The 17140-nt window shown below is 49.0% G+C and carries 12 protein-coding genes; 9 read left to right on the top strand and 3 right to left on the bottom strand.

Features of this window, described 5'->3' with window-relative positions:
- The first annotated feature begins 111 nt into the window (after positions 1-111).
- The 8 genes from IEX62_RS12635 to IEX62_RS12600 all read left to right on the top strand — a co-directional run bounded on the left by IEX62_RS12635 (position 112) and on the right by IEX62_RS12600 (position 12331).
- Positions 112-1068 carry an aldo/keto reductase gene (locus tag IEX62_RS12635; protein WP_188775877.1) on the top strand — a complete coding sequence of 319 codons (957 nt, stop codon included), beginning with the start codon at positions 112-114 and terminating at the stop codon, positions 1066-1068.
- Positions 1068-2084, top strand: a complete 1017-nt coding sequence (locus tag IEX62_RS12630) for a zinc-binding alcohol dehydrogenase family protein (protein WP_188775876.1) — start codon at positions 1068-1070, stop codon at positions 2082-2084. The genes IEX62_RS12635 and IEX62_RS12630 overlap by 1 nt, the downstream gene beginning before the upstream one ends.
- A gap of 71 nt (positions 2085-2155) precedes the next feature.
- Positions 2156-4525: a glycoside hydrolase family 95 protein gene (locus IEX62_RS12625; RefSeq protein WP_188775875.1), complete on the top strand. Its 2370-nt coding sequence runs from the start codon at positions 2156-2158 to the stop codon at positions 4523-4525.
- Positions 4526-5410: 885 nt separating this feature from the next.
- Positions 5411-6727 (top strand): sugar ABC transporter substrate-binding protein, encoded by a 1317-nt coding sequence (locus IEX62_RS12620; protein ID WP_188775874.1) that lies wholly within the window; start codon positions 5411-5413, stop codon positions 6725-6727.
- A gap of 247 nt (positions 6728-6974) precedes the next feature.
- A complete protein-coding gene (locus tag IEX62_RS12615) occupies positions 6975-7865 on the top strand; it encodes a carbohydrate ABC transporter permease (protein WP_188775873.1) in 891 nt (296 codons plus the stop codon).
- A 16-nt stretch (positions 7866-7881) separates the two neighbouring features.
- Positions 7882-8706, top strand: a complete 825-nt coding sequence (locus IEX62_RS12610; RefSeq protein WP_188775872.1) for a carbohydrate ABC transporter permease — start codon at positions 7882-7884, stop codon at positions 8704-8706.
- A gap of 603 nt (positions 8707-9309) precedes the next feature.
- Entirely contained in the window at positions 9310-11166 is a 1857-nt protein-coding gene (locus tag IEX62_RS12605; RefSeq protein WP_188775871.1) for a cache domain-containing sensor histidine kinase, read from the top strand.
- A complete protein-coding gene (locus tag IEX62_RS12600; protein ID WP_188775870.1) occupies positions 11144-12331 on the top strand; it encodes a response regulator in 1188 nt (395 codons plus the stop codon). Before IEX62_RS12605 ends, IEX62_RS12600 begins: the two co-directional genes overlap by 23 nt.
- A gap of 432 nt (positions 12332-12763) precedes the next feature.
- On the opposite strand, the gene IEX62_RS12595 is transcribed toward IEX62_RS12600, so the two are convergent.
- Together IEX62_RS12595 and IEX62_RS12590 are read right to left on the bottom strand one after the other, a co-directional pair.
- Positions 12764-13519: an NAD(P)-dependent oxidoreductase gene (locus tag IEX62_RS12595; RefSeq protein WP_188775869.1), complete on the bottom strand. Its 756-nt coding sequence runs from the start codon at positions 13517-13519 to the stop codon at positions 12764-12766.
- Positions 13520-13715: 196 nt separating this feature from the next.
- Complete coding sequence (locus tag IEX62_RS12590) at positions 13716-14006, bottom strand: DUF6509 family protein (RefSeq protein WP_188776076.1); 291 nt, start codon at positions 14004-14006, stop codon at positions 13716-13718.
- A 338-nt stretch (positions 14007-14344) separates the two neighbouring features.
- On the opposite strand from IEX62_RS12590, the gene IEX62_RS12585 reads away from it, so the two are divergent.
- The gene (locus tag IEX62_RS12585; protein ID WP_188775868.1) at positions 14345-15301 is read left to right on the top strand and encodes a stalk domain-containing protein; all 957 of its coding nucleotides are present in this window, start codon (positions 14345-14347) and stop codon (positions 15299-15301) included.
- A gap of 100 nt (positions 15302-15401) precedes the next feature.
- Here IEX62_RS12585 and hisS read toward each other — a convergent pair whose 3' ends face one another.
- A complete protein-coding gene (gene hisS / locus IEX62_RS12580; protein WP_229685752.1) occupies positions 15402-16724 on the bottom strand; it encodes a histidine--tRNA ligase in 1323 nt (440 codons plus the stop codon).
- Positions 16725-17140: the final 416 nt, after the last annotated feature.

The raw sequence follows: 17140 nt of genomic DNA, 5'->3' as shown, positions 1-17140 counted from the left end.
GCGTGGCATTGTAGCAGAAACAGGATATGAAAGCGCTTGCTAATCATAGCAGGAATGCCGCGATAACCTGCGACAGATACTCATGGTTACTCACAAAAGGGAGGCTGCAACATGAAATATCGAAAGCTAGGCAAAACTGGACTGGACGTACCGGTATTAAGCTTTGGAGCATCTTCACTGGGTGGTGTATTCCGCAGTACGGATGATGGAGAAAGTGTGCGTACCGTGCATACTGCGATTGACGCCGGGATGAATTATATCGATGTGTCGCCTTATTATGGACTGACGCGTGCGGAGACCGTGCTCGGTCAAGCGCTACGTTCGGTACCGCGTGATCGCTATCTGTTATCCAGCAAAGCCGGGCGCTATGGAGAACGAGAATTCGATTTTTCGAGTGAGCGCATTTTACGTAGTGTGGATGAGAGTCTGGAGCGACTCAGTACAGATTATCTGGATATGCTATTTCTCCATGATGTGGAATTCGGCGATCCGCAGCAGATTGTAGAGGAATCGGTGCCGACATTAGAGCTGCTCAAGCAGCAGGGTAAGATTCGCTTCGGCGGAATTAGTGGTCTGCCGCTATCCATGTTCGAGCTGTTATTGCCGCAAATGGAAGTGGATATCATCCTATCCTACTGTCATTATGCGCTAAACGATACCTCACTTCTGTCTCTGTTGCCTTTGCTGGAAAGTCAGCATATCGGTCTGGTTAGTGCTTCTCCACTATCGATGGGACTACTCAGCACCCGTCCGGTCGCAGACTGGCATCCAGCAGGTGATGAGCTGAAGCGTGTATGTCATGAAGCGGCGCTGTATTGTCAGCAGCAGGGAGTAGAGATTGCCCAGCTAGCGATGCAATTTGCCGTCCAGCAGGAGTCAATTCCAACGACACTGGTCAGCACAGCGAATCCGGACAATGTGCTTCGTAATGTACGCTGGATAGAGGAGCCGATTCAGACCGAGGTGCTGGAAGAGGTGCTACGTATATTGAAGCCTGTACATAATCAGACCTGGGCAAGCGGGCTAGAGCTGTACAACCGTCCTGTTACCAATGGAGGCGAAGCGTGATGAATGGAGTTATCTGTGAGGACGTCAGGCAGCTTGTATGGACGACAAGTCTACCCGAGCCAGAGCTACAGCCGGGCTATGCGATTGTTGCGATTCGTCGGATTGGCATTTGTGGCACCGATCTGCATGCGTTTCAGGGACAGCAGCCCTTTTTTACCTATCCACGGATTCTTGGGCATGAGCTATCCGGTATGATCGAAGCGATTCATGATCACAATAGCGACTTGAAGGTCGGTGATCCAGTGAGCATCATTCCCTACCTGCACTGTGGACAGTGTGCTGCCTGTCGTTCGGGTAAAACCAACTGTTGCCGCAGCATGAAGGTGATGGGCGTGCATGAGGATGGTGGGATGCGTGAGCGTATCGCTGTGCCGATTACGCACCTGATTCCTGCTCATGATCTAACACTGGATCAAGCGGCACTATTAGAGCCGCTGGCAATCGGTGCACATGCCGTTCGTCGTTCTGCATTAACCGCAGGGCAAGCGGTGCTTGTGATCGGTGCTGGCCCGATCGGTCTTGGTGTGATGGCACTTGCCAGACATCAGGGGGCGCATGTGATTGCGCTGGATATGAATGAGGAGCGATTGGAGTTTTGCCAATCATGGGCAGGTGTGAGCGATACGATTCATGCGAAGGACGATGTGCAGGCGCGTTTATTGGAGCTGCTGGATGGTGAGTTGCCCCCACTCGTGTTCGATGCAACCGGTAGCGGCGCATCAATGACGAACGCATTTCAGCTGGTTGGGCATGGCGGTACGCTTGTATTTGTCGGTCTATTTAAAGGAGATATTACGTTTAATGATCCGCATTTCCATAGTCGTGAGATGACGCTGCTGGCGAGTCGCAACGCGACACTGGAGGATTTTGAAACGGTACGTGAAGCGCTCGGTGCAGGTTTTGCCGATCTGGAGCGATATGTAACGCATCGATGCACATTGGAGGAATTGCCGGAGCGATTGGAAGGTTGGACGAAGCCAGAGGCTGGTGTGATTAAAGCGCTGGTCAGTCTGTAAGCTGGGGTCTGTAAGTCTGTTAGTAAGCCGATCATATGCTGCATTCAGCAGCAGAGCAGGGGGAATCGCAGATGAAAATTCAGTTTCAAAAGCCAGCGGTGTACTGGGTACAGGCATTGCCTGTGGGGAACGGTCGCCTGGGCGGTATGGTATTTGGTGGGATTGAAAAGGAGCGCATTGCGCTGAATGAGGATACACTCTGGTCAGGTTATGCACGCGACTGGAATAATCCCGAGGCACAACAAGCCTTACCGCAGCTGAGAGAGCTAATCGCGCAGGAGCGTTATGTGGAAGCCGATGAAGTGACCAAGCAGATGATGGGGCCGTATACGCAGTCGTATTTACCATTTGGTGATCTGTTACTGCGGATGGAGCATGGTCAGCTGGGTAAGGATTATCATCGTCAGCTGGAGCTGTCGACCGGGATCGCCTCCGTATCGTATACGATCGGAGATGTACATTTTGCACGTGAGGTATTTGTTTCCCATCCTGATGACGTGATGGTATTACGCCTAACGGCAAGTGAACCGGGGCAAATTAGCTTCCGTGCCAAGCTGGATAGCCAGCTTCGCCATACGATGAGCGTGGACGGAGCTGATCTGCTCCTTCACGGCAAAGCACCTGTGCATGTGGAGCCAAGCTATCGTGATGCGGCGCAGCCTGTGCAATATGATGATACGGCGCCTGTGCTGAATTACGGTGGGCGGCTTGCCGTCCAGGCAGAGGGCGGTCAGGTGGCAACCGATACGACCGGAATTACGGTGCGTGATGCAGATGCGGTTACGCTCTATTTTAGTGCGGCGACAAGCTTTGACGCGCAGCAGGGGAAGCAGGATGAGACGCGCGATCCGCTGGCGATCACGGCAGCGAACGTGCAGCAGGCACAGCAATACCGTTATGACGAGTTGAAGCAGCGTCATGTGACAGATCATGAGGCGCTTTATCATCGAGTCGATCTGAAGCTAGGTGATTCACTTGCGGATGAACAGATGCCTACAGATGAGCGCATTGCCGCCTATGGAGCAGATGATCCAGGGCTGGTGGAGCTGCTATTCCACTATGGACGTTATTTACTACTTGGTAGCTCGCGTGCAGGCACACAGCCTGCCAATCTACAGGGCATATGGAATGAGGATACGCGCGCGCCATGGAGCAGTAATTATACATTGAATATTAATGCTGAAATGAACTACTGGCCTGCCGAGGTATGCAATATGAGCGAGCTGCATCAGCCGCTACTGCAATTTATCGGACGACTCGCTGAAAATGGACGCGAGACCGCGCGTGTCAATTATGGCGCACGTGGCTGGGTGGCGCATCATAATGCCGATCTGTGGGCGCAATCGGCTCCAGTTGGCGGCTATGGCGATGGTGATCCTGTCTGGGCATTCTGGCCGCTGGGTGGAGTGTGGCTCACTCAGCATCTGTGGGAGCATTATGCGTTTAGCGGCGATCAGACATATCTGCGCGAGACGGCGTATCCGCTTATGCGCGATGCCGTGCTATTTTGCCTCGATTGGCTCGTTGAGGATGGAGAGGGGCGACTCGTTACCGCACCGTCCACCTCGCCCGAGCATAAGTTCCTTACGCCGCAGGGCTACGCTGCAACCAGTGCCGCTGCCACGATGGATATCGCGCTGATCGGTGAGCTGTTCCAGCAGTATACCGAGGCGGCTCAGGTACTGGAGCTGGATGCGGAACTGGTGACTACGGTGCAAGCCGCCGCTGAGCGTCTACTACCACTGCAAATCGGCGCACAGGGACAGCTACATGAGTGGTCAAAGGACTTCCAGGGGGAAGACCCGCATCATCGCCATGTCTCCCATCTGGTCGGCGTCTATCCCGGTCGCTTGCTGACCGAAGAGAGCACCCCAGAGCTGTTCGCTGCTGCTCGTCGCTCACTGGAGCTACGCGGCGATGGCGGCACAGGCTGGAGTCTGGGCTGGAAAATCGGACTATGGGCAAGATTCCGCAACGGAGATCGCGCCCGCGCCCTCATCTCCAATCTGCTCACACTGGTACGTCCAGATGGCCCACACCAGCACGAACGCGGCGGCGTCTACCCTAACCTGTTCGACGCCCACCCGCCATTCCAGATCGACGGCAACTTCGCCGCCACTGCCGGTATCGCCGAAATGCTCATGCAATCCCATCTAGGCTGGATCGAGCTGTTACCCGCCTTACCATCACACTGGCCGACCGGCTCCTTCCGCGGCCTACGCGCCCGCGGCGGTGTCGAGCTAGACTTAATCTGGAAAAACCATAATCCAGTACAATTACGACTGCATGCTACCCAATCCAAAGTATGCCGCATCCGTTCCCTAGTAGCTGCTACACTCACTCACCGTGAGCAAAGCGAACAGCTAATACCAGATGCAGACAACCTGTTAACGTTCAACGTAGAGGTAGGCAGCACGTACCAGTTGGATTTTCAAGTCTGATGTGATCTTAAAAGTATTGCAAATAAGAAAAGATAAGAAAAAGATAGAATGTAATAGGTAGGAAGCAATCTATACTGCTGCCCACCACACAGGACGTAATTTCTTTTTCTAAAGCTCAATTGAGCTAACTACGAGCCAAGATTTCATTTTAAAGATGTTTTTCGTGGTTCTATGATCTAAGCGTCTAACTGTTGCGCTGAAATGAAAAGATCATTCAGCGTCATGGCAAAGAGTTGGAATGAACAAGAAGGTTACGAATGAAGATTATGGCTAAAGAAGGCTTGTGAGCAGTATTGGTCTGTTCTATTGAGATTATTCAAGCAGTAATAGGCAAGTAATCCAGGATAATATGACTCCCAACTCAGGAGTGAACCAAGCTATCCTATATAGAAACTTGATCCACTACGTAAAGCTCTTTCTAATATGCTGCGACAAGCACAAAACGAAGGGAAGGAAATAAGGGGAAAGGACGACTTTTGAGCACGGGAATCTACATTTTACTCTTACTCCGTAGATTCCTGTGCAAGACCGGAGTCCGTCCCCTTATTCCTTCCCGAAGTGCTTGATGCCCCAACACTGCAACTAACTCGCACGCTCCATCACCAGCCCTTTCAAAAGAGTAACTTCAACCATCAAATAACCACCTAACCCCCTCTCAAAATACACACTTTTTCAATGTCCATCCGCATCTCCACAGCACTGCCACACCCACACCCACAGCAGCAAAATTAAGCTCCCTTTACCAATACCTTGAAATTACGAACCCCAATTCTTGATTTTTTGCATTGCCCTCCGTAAGCGTTTACACGATAATGTGAATATTCAGTCTGGGCGCGGCGACATGCCAGCACCCATTCACTCAACTTCAAAAGGGGCGAACGGAAAATGAAAAAAACAGGTAAAGTACTCGCATTGCTACTCGCGGGTGCACTGACAGTAGGACTTACCGCATGCGGTAAAAGCGATTCCAGCAGCGGAGCAAGCGGCGGTAGCAGTAGCGGTGAAAAGGTAACGATCACGTTCCAGAACATCTCACCTGACCCAACCACACCAGCATACAAAATCATTCGTCAGCTGGTAGCCGAGTATCAAAAAGAGCATCCAAACGTAGAGATCGCACTTGACACCCTGAACACCGACCAGCAAAAGCTGAAGCTGAAAACGCAGGCAGCTTCGCGTGAAATTCCAGACATTACGATGGTGAACCCGGCAGCACAAATGAAGCCATATGTGGATGCAGGTCTGCTCGCACCACTGGACGACGTGCTGGACAAAGATGGCCTTCGCGATACATATCAAAAAGGTCTGCTCGATTATTACAGCAAAGACAACAAAGTATACGCACTGCCAGATGGCAATAATATCGAGGTAGGCTTCTATAACAAAGCGTTGTTTGCCAAAGCAGGCATCGATGCACCACCAACCACATTTGACGAGCTGCTCGCAGATGTAGGCAAGCTGAAAGCCGCAGGCATTACGCCAATCGCAATCGGTGAAAAGGACTCCTGGACAGGTTCCTTCCTATTCATGAACATCCTGCTTCGTACGAATGGCGGCCCTGGCTTCCTGCAAGATGTAGTTGACGGCAAAAAGACATTTAACGATCCAGCGTTTATCGAAGCAGTTGAAGCATTCCAGAAGCTCGTTCAAGCGGGCGCATTCCCTGACGGTGCAACAGCGATCGATGCTACAGCAGGCGGTAACATGTTCCGTACAGGACAGGCAGCAATGTTCTTCATCGGCACATGGGAAACAGGCTCCAACGATGCCTCCACTGTAGGTAAAGACATCGGCGTATTCAAATTCCCAACCGTTAACGGTAAAGGTAATCTGGACGAGTACATGCTGGCACCAGGTAGCGCGTATGCGGTATCTGCAAACAGTGAGCATCTGGCAGAAACGAAGGACTTCCTGCACTTCTTCACATCCAACTATCCAAAAGCATCATTTGATATGAAAAACGCGGTTGGTCTCGGTCAAAAGGTAGATGGTGATTTCAAAACAGCAGGCTACTCCTCACTGGCAATCGAGATTCTCGATATGTTCAAAAATATCAAAGGTGGCGACCTGTCATTTGATAACACGATGAACCCAGCCGTATCGCAGGTTCACCTGAGCAGCATTCAAAACCTGTTCGTACAGCAGGTTGATCCTAAGCAAGTAGCAGAAGAGCATCAGGCGGCATTTGAAGCGAACAAGTAAGTAATTGCTCCTGACCGTATAGCCTACGGAAAAAAGTTTCACACAGAAGCTTCATCATGATCATGTACATGCAAGCGCATTGAAGCGATCAAGCATCTGAGTTTGGTACACGCTTGACGTCATGCTACACACATTCCCTGCCCGGTATCCGACATGCTGGATATCGGGGCAAGGAATGCGCTCATCTAACTATGGATCACGTTTGACTACACAGAGAAACGCTAAATAAAGGAAGGAGGAGAAGCCAATGAATGTACTCAAGGTTCCGGCGCGCACGATTGCGGTCTTTGTCTTGCCTTGTGTTTTGCTCTATATCGGTACGGTGTTTATCCCGATTCTGGTGTCCTTTTACACCTCGACACTGGATTGGAACGGGATCGGCGATGCCAAGTTTATCGGATTGGCAAACTTCCATACCCTGTTGTTTGAAGATAACAATTTCTGGCCTTCGGTTCGCCGTACATTGATGTATGCGGTCTTCTCCATCGTGGAGATTCCATTCTGTTTATTATTCGCTATTTTGCTGAACCGTTATGTACGTAAAGGTAGCCGACTCGTAACGATCTACTTTATCCCGGTTATCCTGTCTAACGTTATCCTTGGTCAATTGTGGAAAACGATCTACAACCCGACCTCTATGGGCGGTATGCTGAACGGCGTGCTCGTACAGCTCGGTCTGGAAAGCTGGACACATAGCTGGCTGACCGAACCAGCATATGCGATGTACGCGCTGTACTTCGTATCGTTGTGGCAATATTTTGGTTACCATCTGCTCATTCAATTTACGGGAGTACAAAATATTCCGGACGAAATCTATGAAGCAGCACGTATCGACGGTGCGGAAGGCTTCAAGGCAGATCGCTATATCACCTTCCCGATGATCGTGCCGATCTTCAAAATCTCGGTCGTGCTCGCCTTTATCGGTTCCCTGCAAGCATTCGAGCTCGTTATGGTTATGACAGGCGGTGGCCCGGCGCACGCAACCGATACGATTGCGACGCATATGTACAATATGTCATTCCTGTCCCAGAAATATGGCTATGGTAGTGCGGTAGCGACATTCCTGGTTGTATTCTGTCTCATTATTACCGTTATCATCAACTTTATTTTCAACCGGGTTGAGCGCAAAGTAACCTGAAGGAGGAGCATATACGATGTCCAAAATCAAAAAATGGTTTGTCTATCTGCTCTTCGCCATTCTGGTTGTGACGCAGATCTACCCGCTGTTCTGGCTGCTCATGTATTCTCTCAAAACAAACGAAGAAATTTTGAGCGGCAGCTTTTTCTCCCTACCGATCGTACCGCAGTGGCATAACTATGCTGAGGCATATACATCCGGTAGCTATCTCAAATATCTCGGTAACAGTGTGCTTGTAACGACCGTCACACTGCTCGCAGTTATCATCCTCAGCTCCATGACCGCCTACGCGATTGCCCGTTTCCGCTGGAAATACGGCCCGTACGTCATGCTGCTGTTCTTGCTCGGTATGATGATCCCGATGCAAGCGACACTGCTGCCGCTGATGATCATTTTCAAAAATCTCGACCTGCTCGATACACGCTGGTCAATCATCATCCCGTATACCGCATTCGCATTACCAATCGCCGTCTTCATCCTGAGTAACTTTATGCGCTCCATTCCAACCGATATCGAGGAATCCGCATTTATGGACGGCGCCAGTGTATACCGGATTTTCCGAAGCATCATCCTACCGATCTCACTCCCACCAGTGATGACCGTCTGCATCCTGACCTTCATCAACATCTGGAACGAGTACATCGTAGCTGCAACATTCATCTCATCCGAAAACCTAAAAACACTCCCATTCGGCGTCTACACCTTCGTCAGCCAATATTCCGTCAACTACGGCAACATCGGCGCATTCCTCGTCATGGGAGCACTGCCTGTACTCATCATCTACTTCATCCTATCTGAACGCATCACCAAGGGTATGGTAGCAGGTGCAGTAAAAGGCTAAACAACCCCTCATACTCGTACAGACAAACTGCCCAACCGCAGCTCTGCTCTGTACGAGTATACGTATATCTAAAGCAAATAGCACCTAGAACCAACATCAAAGTCTCACTATATAAGAGTTCCAAGTCTGTACCAACCAGACATCAATCACAACTATCGTCAACCAAAGTATTTTATCCAAAGTACCTTATCCCAAGTACCTAAAGCTTTCAAAGCTCTTTTAAGATCTTCTAAGCTCTAAAAAATGCCGCTCTACCCGCGTGAGGGCTTATGCTGCAAGGAGCACTTCACTGCGGGAAGGAAATAAGGGGAAAGGACGACCTTTGAGCACGGGAATCTACATTTTCTCCTAATCCAGTAGATTCCTGTGCGAGACCGGAGTCCGTCCCCTTATTCCTTCCCGAAGTGGTGCCTCTCCAAGCACAAAGCCCCTCACGCACCCAATGAAATTTGTAAAATTATCCCTCATTTCCCGTTCCGTCTGGTATGATCGTGAAGTGAGAGGCTGGCGACAGCGTAGCAAGCAGGGCGAAAATAGCCGCTTGCCGCTGTCGCTGTTTGGCTTTTTGGAGGACAGGAGTATTCCTGCAAAGGAGGATTTGAATTGCCGCGCAGATTCCGTTCGATTCACCATCGGCTGTTTGTGCTGTTTCTCGTCTGTATGACTGCAATTTTGCTCATTGTGACTGTGCTTTTTTACAATCGTACGACGACTCAATTTCACGACAAGCTGGGCGAGATCGCCCGTAAAAATGTTTCCCAGACCGCTGGCCTGCTTGATCTGCTGCTGGCGAGCTATGATAGTCTGTCCAAATCGATCAGTACGAACGCAGATATTTTGCGGCTTGTTGCCGAGAAGCGTCAGCTTCCGCCGCAGGTAGAGTATGCGAACCAGCATGCGATTACGAATATGATGGGCACAATCTATTTTTCCCGTGATGATCTGGTCGGTATTCATATCATTGGCGAGAATGGTAAAATTTATGACTATGGCAACTATACGACCGTAGCCGATCCGAATTATGCTTCGTCCGATTGGTACAAGCAGATTAGCGCTTCTACTGGCAAAATGATCTGGCTGGGCGTGTTCTCCCATTCCCTGATCGACAAAATGGAGGATTCGCCCGTATTCGCTTTTGGACGACCGATCTTTGACCTGAACGAGCAGCACCAGATCGGGATTGTCCTGTTTGAAGCGAAAGCGGATACAGTGGTCGATGCGGTAGGTAATCTGAAGCTCGGCCCGAACAGCCAGGTAAGCATCGTCAATGGTGCCGGTCATCCGATTGCCATTTCGCTGGAGCCGAATCCACGTCCAGCACGCTTACCGGAGCATCTCAAGCTACCGGATGTTCCGGGTGAGGTCGCTGTGCAGCAGGATGGCAGTACACTCGTCGCTGCGTCCAAGCTGGACAAGATTGATTGGACGATTGTGAGCACTACGCCATCTCAGGATTTGAATGTGGAGCTGACGCAGACGAAGCGCTACCTGCTGATCGTTGTCACCATTCTGATTATCGTCTCGGCACTGATCGCTCTCATTGTATCTCGCACGATATCGTCGCCACTGGCACGGCTCGTACGGCAGATGAAGCAGGTTGAAAATGGGAACTTCCGCGGTATGGTCAATGTGACCTCCTATGAGGAGATTAACGGGCTGGTCGCCTCCTTTAACCATATGGTGAGGCGAGTGGAGGAGTTGATCGAGCGTGTGAAGCTATCCTCTGTCAGCGAAAAGAACGCGGAGCTGCATGCACTGCAATCGCAGGTGAATCCGCATTTTCTATATAACACACTGGATATGATTTACTGGATGCTAGATGAAAAGGGCAATGATCGTCTGGGTGAGATTGTGCTCTCCCTATCGCAGATGTTCCGCTATAGCAGTCACTGGGAAGGCAAGGCAGAGGTAATGCTGCGAGAAGAGGTGGAGCAGATTCGTCATTATTTGACCATTATTCAGATGCGGCTGGAGGATCGGCTGACGGTTGAGATTCGGATCGATGAACGCTGGATGGATCTGATCGTACCGAAAATGCTGCTCCAGCCGGTGATCGAGAATGCGGTCAAGCATGGCTTAGAAGCGAATCGTGGTCAGGGGCTACTCGTCGTTGAGGCGGTGCCGGATGAGCAGTATCTGAATATTCGTGTTAGCGATAATGGAGCCGGGATGACGGCTGAGACACTGTATAACCTGCACCGCTCCTTACTCGTACCGGAAAATGAACCGCAGGATGAAGCAGCAGTGGCGGCACGTGGACGTCAGGGCATCGGCATGCAAAATGTACATCAGCGGCTCAAATATATGTTTGGTGATGAATATGGTATTGGAATTGAAAGTAAGCCTGGAGAGGGTACAAGAGTGACACTGCGCTTACCGTTACCGGAAGGAACGACAACACAATATGACATTCCGCAAAAAGAGGGGGATAACAAAGATGCATATTTTGATTACCGATGACGAGAATTTTATTCGTGAGGGCATCAAGCGTACGATAGGAAATGCGTTTCCAGACTACGATGTGCATCTGGCGGCTTCGGCTGAGGAAGCGGTCGAGCTCATGAGTCAGCATCGGATGGACATCGTGCTGACCGATATTTTAATGCCCGGTATTAACGGGCTGGAGCTAATGAAAATTTCGCGGCGCAAGCAGCCACAGGCGAAATGGGTCGTGATCTCGGCACATTCGGAGTTCAGCTATGCCCAGCAGGCGGTGCATCTAGGTGCGCGTGATTACCTGCTCAAGCCGATCGGTAAGCCCAAGCTGGTAGAGCTGATCGAAACGCTAAGCGAAGAGATTCGCCAGCAGCAGGCACATGTGCAGGAGGAGGAGACACTACGCGAGGGTCTACAATATTTGCGGTCAGCGGCATTTCAACGTCTGGCAGCCGGGCTTAGTGTGGGCAAGCTGAGTTTGGAGCCGTTGCTGGAGCAGTATCCCGAATATTACCTGCTCTCTGTAAATCTGGGCGATGAGCAGCGTAGTGGGCCGCTGGAGCATTTTATCGTGGAAAATGTATTAACCGAGCTAATTCGCGCTTATGGTCATGGCTTTGTCGTGAGTCTGGATCGCAGTAGTCTGCTGTCGCTAGTAGCGCTCAAATCCGACGGTACGATGGAGGAGCTACAGGAGCGTGTGAATGAGCAGCTCGCAAGATGCTTGAAGTCGCAGCCATTTACAAGTCTGCACTCCGGACCACATCATGGCTTCGAGCATATCGCTGAACATGCGAATCGATTGCGACGTGGGCAGCGTCCGATCATGCTGACTGAGCAGACAGAAGGCAGTAGCGGCGATACCGCGATTCGGATGGCGCTGCAATATATTGATGCACATTTTCAAGAAGAGCTTTCACTGGAAAAGGTGGCATCGGTTGTATTTTTGAATCCGGTCTATTTTAGCCAGCTGTTCAAGCAGAAAACTGGGCAGGGGTACAAGGAGTATGTGATCTCACTGCGGATGGATCAGGCATGTGAGTTGCTGATGAATCCGGGGCTGCGACTGGTCGATATTGCCGAGCAGATTGGCTATGCGAGTGTGCGACATTTTACACAGGTATTCCGTAAAAAGTATATGCTGACGCCTACGGAATATCGGCAGCAAAAGCATGTGCTGGAGCATTGAATGTACTGCGGTAGAAGGAGAAGCTATCATAACTGAGAATGCGAAATCTATAGTGAACGCCTGTTGATAATTTAAGAGGTACATGTTCACTAGAATTACTCCATTTATATGATGCAATATAGCGTACTTCTTTTGAGTAAGGGAGCCCGTCCCCTTATTCTTTTCCGAAGTGGTAGATGCCGTCCGATTTACATTCATTTATAATATATCGATACACAAAAAACTCATCCAATGGCGAATTGCAGTGGATGAGTTTTTTTGTTGTACATTGCTCGAAAAGGCTCTATATTTTTTGCGAATGCGAATGCGAATGCGAATGCGAATGCGAATGCGAATGCGAATGCGAATGCGAATGCGAATGCGAATGCGAATGCGAATGCGAATGCGAATGCGAATGCGCAGAGTCAGAGCGCGAGGGGCTGCGACTATAGATCAATACGCCAGCCCAATCCGACAGCCTACATAACGCTCATCCTGCAATTGACTGTACACCACATAAGCTGTATCACCAGTAGAAATGCTCGTTCCACCCTCTGGCAGCGTATCACGTTCCATCCGGTAGCCACCCGTATAATCCCCATCTGGCAAATACGTCGGACACACAATCGTCCAGTGCAGTGAGGATGCAGTCAGCCATTCATATACTTTACGATGCTCCTCAGCAGCACGGGTACTGCGCTGACGCGACTCGGACGTTTCGTAGCGGTACTTATCGGTAGCCGTGCGACTTTGCAAAATACCTGCCGTACCAATCGTAATCAGCCGATTCACGTCTTGTTGTTGCATCAGCGGAATTAACGCCTTCATCGTAACGGTGAGCGTATCCGATTTATCCGTACCAATCGCGCTAATCACAGCCTCGGCATCCTGCAATGCGGCAAATAGCTGTTTGCTGTCGCGTGTATCACCATGTAGGATATGCAGACGTGCTTGTGGGCTACATGTCCAACCAGCCACAGCAGGAATAATCGTCTCTACCTGATCGGCAAATGAAGCTGGAAGCTGTTCCAGCTCATCACGCAGCGGCTTGCCCTGCTGATCCAGCGAAGGAATCGCAGTCGTGTACAGCTGCTCCTGCAAGCGCTCCGGCGAACGTACTAACACCGTTACATCATGTCCAGCGCGCAGTACATACTGCAAAACCAATCGTCCAGTTCGTCCAGTCGCACCGAGTAAAGTAATCTTCATGTTCCATTCCTCCCAGCCTCGTACCTATGCACGTTATATTGGAATTATAGGCTATATGCGAATATTCTATTTACAATGTTCTCAAGCAATCTGTTGCTTCGTTCCTATTGAACAGCGAACAGCTAGATAATAAGCAAACAGCAGGCAATATCATCATCGCCTGCCGTCACTCTACGCGCAATAATGCGCCTTATGATTACTCCGCTTCCTGCCAGTGTTGCTCACAAAAAGCAGCAAGCTCAGTTTCTTCCTCATCTTCCAGATCGAACTCCAGCAGGCGATCAGTTCCCTTTTCCACCAGATCATAGGTAACCAGCTTGCCTTGCTCGTTTTCCACGCGATATACAGCGCGAATATAGACACCATTCGGTGTATACAGATCATCCTCTGCATCTACATCCAGATCCAATCTGAATTCGTAACGTTTTCCCGTTAAAATACCAAATGGATCGCGAATCCATTCCACCTCGTAGCCTGTAATCTCCATCAATGTATCCTCCCAGCGCCAGTCGTTGCTGCGCGTATTCGTATCTATAGTATCGGTAACACTACATCATCCGTAAAACGAAGACTGTATCCAAGTCCATGTTATATGGCAGTTGATGATCCAGTACATAGCATGAGCAATCGGGATCATTCATGCCTGCTCTATTATAGCATGGTTGTAAATAGCGAATGAAGCTGAACACATACATGAAGATAGCAGGATTTTAAAACAGCAAAGGAAAGCTTTTAGCATATAAATTATTCGTTGTTTGCAGAAATGAATTATCGGAATCAGTAGTATAATTATTGTATATTACATAGCCAAAGGAGTTACATAGAATGAAGAAGTTTGTACTGGCAAGCTTGGTATTTATTTTAGCTTTATCTATCAGTAATGGTTTTTATCTAAATCGTGTCGTAGCAGCTCCGCTTTATCGATTGTATGTGAATCTGGTTCAGATCGATGCTAGTTCTGCTTCTTTTGCTCAAAATGGAACGATACTTGTCCCGATGAAAAGCGTGTTTACTGCACTGGGTTACATGATAAGCATCCAATCTAATACATGGAGTATGAGCAATGATGAAGGTCATTCTATCGTGCTCAATATGAACAGTAAGCATGCAAAAGTGAATGGTAAGCCACAAACTTTATCAATAGCTCCGCAAATCATAAACGGAACTGCCTATATTTCGCTTACATCACTCAGTAAGATGACAGGAGAGGCTTATGGCGTCGATAACCTCCGTTCTGCTGCCTGGATTGGTGAAAAGCCGATTTTGAATCCATGGGAGAATTTATGGGGTGCGCCATCAGACTATATGAAATCCGTTAATCACCATGGCACATTCATTAAAAAAATATCTGAAAATAGCATGACTGCACTGCAATATAGAGAAGAAAACGAGGGCGTCATAAGCGATGTGTATTTAATTTTTTATAACGATAAATTAGTTCAAATAACGATGAATATGCATTTGTCGGATTTTGCAGCCAATGCGGAAGGAACGGCGGCTGTGCTGCACATCTATACAAAGGTTAAAAATGGTTTGAATAAAGTATACGGGGCAGCGTCCAATGACCAATCGTTTACAACTCCGTCGACGCCAAAACAATGGATGCAACTGGCTAATGATATCCAATACAAGCCTTTTCGCTTTCAAACGGAATGGACGGAAGGACGAACAACAGCACTGTCTCAATTTTCTAGTGATGGATCGAATCATATAGCAAGAATTACGGTCAGGGATATGTCAGCAGATCAAGACGTACTTGATACAGCAGATCAAATGTTTTAAGTAGCATTTTAAATTGAGTCGTATGTATAAAAGAGTGGAGCGGATGAATGATAATCCGCTCCATTCTTTTTCCTTTGTACATAAACGGATCGAAAATCATTTACAAACAAATTTGCGTGAGACGATATAAGGCTTCCTCTACTGGTACAGCGATCTCTACTCCTTCTGCCAGGTCACGTAGCTTCACCTTTTCTGCGCGCACTTCATCTTCGCCGATCAATATGACAAACCGAATACCGCGTGTATACAGGCTATTCAGCAGTTTACCGAGCTTACGACCACTCGTATCCGTAATGGTAGTAATACCAGCATTACGTAGTAATCCGCTAGTACGTACAGCTTCGACCAGTGTATTGCCAATGGGTATGACGGCTACATCAATATCGATAGGATTGCGTAACACGGCTTGTGCTTGCGTCTGCTGACGGTATAATTCCATCACTGATTCCAAACCGAATGACAACCCAACCGCAGGCAGTTCCAATTCCGAGCGATCGGATAGTTTACCAATCATACCGTCGTATCGTCCGCCGCTGCCAAGACTGGATGTGTATTGCCCGGTAGCATCGAAAATTTCGTATACGGTACCGGTATAAAAGGACAACCCACGCGATAGAAACAGGTCGAATACACAGACGTTATCTATTTCTAAAGAGTTAAGCAATTGCTGCAACGTTTGAGCTTCCCTATACCCTGGCTGATCGTCTAATGTGTAAGTAGCCGCAAGGGCATTTAGCGTCAATTGTTGTGGATCACGGTTGATCAGCTCCATTAATTGTTTCGTTGCTGAGGCATTCAACCCTTTACTGCTTAATTCGGCAGCAACATCGGCTCGGGAAATTTTCGCTAATTTGTCCAGCGTTAGCATAACAGAGGAAAGCAGAGATTCGGGTACTTCAAGCGCCATCAGCACTTCTGCTAGCAGACTGCGATTATTCCAGCGGATGATCACGGGAATATCCAGTTTGTCAAAGGATTGTATAGCCAATTGAAACAACTCCAGCTCGGCTTCTGGCCCGGCAACACCGACCACATCAGCATCACATTGCCAGAATTCGCGTAGCCGTCCGCGCTTGGTGGGGCCATCACGAAATACTTTACCCATTTCAAAACGACGGTAGGGCAAACGTAGGCCAGGATTCAAAGTTAGCAATCGTGCCAGTGGCATCGTCAGGTCATAACGCAAGCCCAGCTCTCGTCCGCGCTGATCGCTTAAACGATAGATTTCTTTAGTGATTTCTTCGCCACCGCCGTATTTGGAAGTAAGCCATTCCAGTTCGCTCAGTGCAGACGTTTCCGCTTCTTCATAACCAAAACAGTAAAATTGTTGCTCCAGTAGATTGCGAATCTGTCGGCGTAACCGTTGTTCGCCGCTGATGTAATCCGACGTACCTTTGACATTTTGCATTTGTACAGTTTGCATAGAAAATCGCTCCTTTGGGATAAGTAGGGTGTGTCGGCTCAGCTGTACCACACAAAAAAACGCGCAAGACCTCTTGGTCCTGCGCGTTTCATATCCCGCAGGGAGGCAAACGCGAAAAGCGCTAGCCGCCCTGTTAATTAATCAAACAGAGTGGCTAACGCCTATGAAAATGATACAGCTTTCCGGTTACAAAACGAGTGGAGCTGGCACATGTTAGATCAAGTGTAGTAATCATATTGATGATATTCATTGCTTCTCCTCCTCGAAATGGTATCAGGCACATCACAGCATGCCTGTGAAATTATTAGTGATTATATGCCCCTATTTTCCAAATTGCAACCCCTCGGTTTGGAATTTGTTTACGAAAATATTGGAGTTTGGTCAAAAAGTAAAGGGGAGATCAGGCTGTTGAAAGG

The sequence above is a fragment of the Paenibacillus hunanensis genome, assembly GCF_014645615.1.
GTDB lineage: Bacteria > Bacillota > Bacilli > Paenibacillales > Paenibacillaceae > Saccharibacillus > Saccharibacillus hunanensis.
Note: the sequence above shows the minus strand (reverse complement) of the source record. Positions and strands in the feature narration are given on the sequence as shown.

Excerpts from the sequence above, each read along its gene's own strand:
- IEX62_RS12610 (WP_188775872.1), top strand. The coding sequence starts at position 7,882 with ATGTCCAAAATCAAAAAATGGTTTGTCTATCTGCTCTTCGCCATTCTG.
- IEX62_RS12625 (WP_188775875.1), top strand. The coding sequence starts at position 2,156 with ATGAAAATTCAGTTTCAAAAGCCAGCGGTGTACTGGGTACAGGCATTG.
- hisS (WP_229685752.1), bottom strand. The coding sequence starts at position 16,724 with ATGCAAACTGTACAAATGCAAAATGTCAAAGGTACGTCGGATTACATC.
- IEX62_RS12635 (WP_188775877.1), top strand. The coding sequence starts at position 112 with ATGAAATATCGAAAGCTAGGCAAAACTGGACTGGACGTACCGGTATTA.
- IEX62_RS12615 (WP_188775873.1), top strand. The coding sequence starts at position 6,975 with ATGAATGTACTCAAGGTTCCGGCGCGCACGATTGCGGTCTTTGTCTTG.
- IEX62_RS12585 (WP_188775868.1), top strand. The coding sequence starts at position 14,345 with ATGAAGAAGTTTGTACTGGCAAGCTTGGTATTTATTTTAGCTTTATCT.
- IEX62_RS12600 (WP_188775870.1), top strand. The coding sequence starts at position 11,144 with ATGCATATTTTGATTACCGATGACGAGAATTTTATTCGTGAGGGCATC.
- IEX62_RS12595 (WP_188775869.1), bottom strand. The coding sequence starts at position 13,519 with ATGAAGATTACTTTACTCGGTGCGACTGGACGAACTGGACGATTGGTT.
- IEX62_RS12620 (WP_188775874.1), top strand. The coding sequence starts at position 5,411 with ATGAAAAAAACAGGTAAAGTACTCGCATTGCTACTCGCGGGTGCACTG.
- IEX62_RS12630 (WP_188775876.1), top strand. The coding sequence starts at position 1,068 with ATGAATGGAGTTATCTGTGAGGACGTCAGGCAGCTTGTATGGACGACA.
- IEX62_RS12590 (WP_188776076.1), bottom strand. The coding sequence starts at position 14,006 with ATGGAGATTACAGGCTACGAGGTGGAATGGATTCGCGATCCATTTGGT.